2 protein-coding genes are annotated in these 3,133 nt (G+C 69.9%); both read right to left on the bottom strand.

The genetic code is table 11. The features are described 5' to 3' along the window. On the bottom strand, nt 1-2,522 hold a 2,522-nt coding region (gene polA / locus VGB60_RS03825), incomplete at its 3' end, for a DNA polymerase I (RefSeq protein ID WP_331036957.1). 44 nt (nt 2,523-2,566) lie between these two features. Then, nucleotides 2,567-3,133: thiamine pyrophosphate-dependent enzyme (locus tag VGB60_RS03820; RefSeq protein WP_331036956.1), on the bottom strand; the 567-nt coding region annotated here is incomplete at its 5' end.

Genomic DNA, 3,133 nt, shown 5'->3' with positions numbered 1-3,133 from the left:
TAGGCGCGGATGCCGGGGAAGCGCTCGAAATAGGTCTTGATGTAGGCCCCGGCCTCGCCCTGGTCGATGTTCAGCTGGGCGGCCAGGCCGAAGGCGCTGATGCCGTAGACGATGCCGAAATTGATCGCCTTGGCGCGGCGGCGGGTCTCCGGGTCCATCTGGTCGACGGGGACGCCGAACATCTCGCTGGCCGTGGCGGTGTGGATGTCGATGCCGGCGGCGAAGGCGCGCTTCAGCTCGGGGATGTCGCCGATGTGGGCCAGCAGGCGCAGCTCGATCTGGCTGTAGTCGGCGCTGATCAGGACATGGCCGGGGGCGGCGATGAAGGCCTGGCGGATCTGGCGGCCGGTTTCGGTGCGGATCGGGATGTTCTGCAGGTTGGGGTCGGACGAGGCGAGGCGGCCGGTGGTGGCGGCGGCCAGCTGATAGCTGGTGTGGACGCGGTCGGTGGCGGGGTCGAGCGCCTCGATCAGGGCGTCGGTGTAGGTGCCCTTGAGCTTGGACAGCTGGCGCCAGTCGAGCAGGACGCGGGGCAGGTCGTGGCTGAGGGCCAGCTCCTCGAGGATGCTGGCGTCGGTGCCCCACTGGCCGCTGGCGGTCTTGCGGCCGCCGGGCAGGTTCAGCTCTCCGAACAGGATGTCGCCGATCTGGCGCGGCGAGCCGACGTTGAAGGGGCGGCCGGCGATCCGGTGGGCCTGCTGCTCCAGCTCGGCCATGCGCATGCCGAACTCGCTGGACAGGCGTTTGAGGCGGTCGGGGTCGACGCGGATTCCGCACTGCTCCATGGCGGCGAGGACCGGGGGCATGCCGCGCTCGAGCGTCTCGTAGACGGTGGTCAGGCGCTGCTCGGCTAGCCGGGGCTTGAGGATGCGCCACAGGCGCAGGGTCACGTCGGCGTCCTCGGCGGCGTAGCAGGTGGCCCGTTTCAGCTCGACGTGTTTGAAGCTCTTCTGCGCCTTGCCGGTCCCGGCCACGGTCTTGAACGGGATGGGGTCGTGGCCGAGGTGCAGGCGCGCCAGCTCGTCCATGCCATGGCCGTGCAGCCCGCCCTCGAGCACATAGGAGATCAGCATGGCATCATCGATCGGGCTGACGTTAATGCCGCGGCGGGCCATGACGGCGATGTCGTATTTGCCGTTCTGCATGACCTTGAGGACGGCGGGGTTCTCCAGCAGGGGCTTGAGCCGGGCCAGGGCGTCTGCCTTGACGATCTGGGTCAGGGGCGGGCGCTGTTCCGCCTCGCCGCCGAAGTCGAGGCCGCCGGCGTTCGCCGCGGGCGGGTGCTCGTGGGTCAGGGGGACGTAGCAGGCGTCGTTGGGGCCGATGGCCAGGGACACGCCGCACAGGCCGGCGTGGGTGGCGGAGAGGGCGTCCGTCTCGGTGTCGAAGCCGATGACGCCGGCCTCGGTCGCGCGGGCGATCCAGGCGTCGAGCTCCTCCAGCGTCTGGATGCAGTGATAGGCGTCGTGATCGACGGTCTGGATCTCGGCCGGGGCGGCGGGGACCTGGCCGTAGCGGGGGGTGGCGACCGGGGCCGAGGGCGTCTTCGGGCGGGCGACGAAGGCCGTGCCGTCCTTGGCCGGCGCCTTGCCGTCGCCGACGCGGGCCCGCAGGCCGCGGAACTCCATCCGGTCGAGGAAGTCGCCCAGCTTGTCCGGATCGGGGTGGCGGACGGCGAAGTCGTCGATCGGCTCGACCGCCGGGGCGTCGCAGGTCAGCCGCACCAGCTCGCGGCTGAGCAGGATCTGGTCGCGGAAATTGATCAGGGTCTCGCGGCGTTTCGGCTGTTTGATCTCGCCGGCGCGCTCCAGCAGGGTGTCGAGGTCGCCGTATTCGTCGAGCAGCTGGGCCGCCGTCTTGGGGCCGATGCCGGGAGCGCCGGGGACGTTGTCGACGCTGTCGCCGATCAGGGCCTGCAGGTCGACCATCTTGTCGGGCGTGACGCCGAACTTCTCGAACACCGCCTCTTCGGCGAGGCGGCGGTCCTTCATCGGATCCCACATGACCACGCCGCCGCCGATCAGCTGCATCAGATCCTTGTCGGACGAGACGATGACCGCCTCGCCGCCCGCGTCGCGCGCTTTGCAGGCGTAGGTGGCGATCAGGTCGTCGGCCTCGTAACCGGGCAGCTCCAGACAGGCGACGCCGAAGGCCGCGGTGGCCTCGCGCACCAGCGGGAACTGCGGGATCAGGTCCTCGGGCGGGGCCGAGCGGTTGGCCTTGTACTGGTCATAGAGGTCGTTGCGAAAGGTCTTCTCGGAGTGGTCGAAGATGGCCACCAGATGGGTCGGGCCGTCCGCGCCCTTCATGTCCTGCAGCAGCTTCCACAGCATGTTGCAGTAGCCCTGCACCGCGCCCACCGGCAGGCCGTCCGACTTGCGTGTGAGGGGCGGCAGGGCGTGGTAGGCGCGGAAGATATAGGCCGACGCGTCGATCATCCACAGCCGCAGGGCGGGCCCGTCCTGCGTCAGCTCGCGCCCGGAGGGTTGGTCGGTCGTCTCGGGCGCGGCGGCGTCGGTCATGCGGGGAACATAGGGGGGCGCGGAGGCGGCGTCACCGCCTCCGGTCAGTTTGACCGCAACCCGCTGATGGTGCGGTTCGGGGCGATGTCCTCGGCCGAGGTGATCAGGTGGACGAGGGCGGGGCAGCCCGCCATGCGGGCGGCCTGCAGGGCGGCGGGGAAGTCTTCCGTCCGCTCGCAACGGACGCCGAAGGCGCCGAAGGCCTCGGCGTATTTCACGAAGTCGGGGTTCTTCAGATCGGTGGCCATGGTCCGCTCCGCACCCGGATAGTGCATCTCCTGATGCATGCGGATGGTGCCGTAGGTGCCGTTGTCGACCACCACGACGACGACGTTGATGCCGTACTGGACGGCGGTGGCGAGCTCCTGCCCGGTCATCAGATAGTCGCCGTCGCCGGCGATGCAGATCACCTCGCGCTCGGGGTGGACCGACTTGGCCGCGATGGCCGCCGGATAGCCGTAGCCCATGGCGCCGGAGGTCGGGGCCAGCTGGGTGCGGCAGGCGCGGTGGCGGTAGAAGCGGTGCAGCCAGGCGGCGAAATTGCCGGCCCCGTTGGTGACGATGGCGTCCGGCGGCAGGCTGTCGTGCAGGTGGGCCATGCACTCGCTCAT

The sequence above is a fragment of the Brevundimonas sp. genome (genome assembly GCF_036399195.1).
Lineage (GTDB): Bacteria > Pseudomonadota > Alphaproteobacteria > Caulobacterales > Caulobacteraceae > Brevundimonas.
The sequence above is the reverse complement of the archived record's forward strand: the minus strand, read 5'-3'. Positions and strand labels throughout refer to the sequence as shown.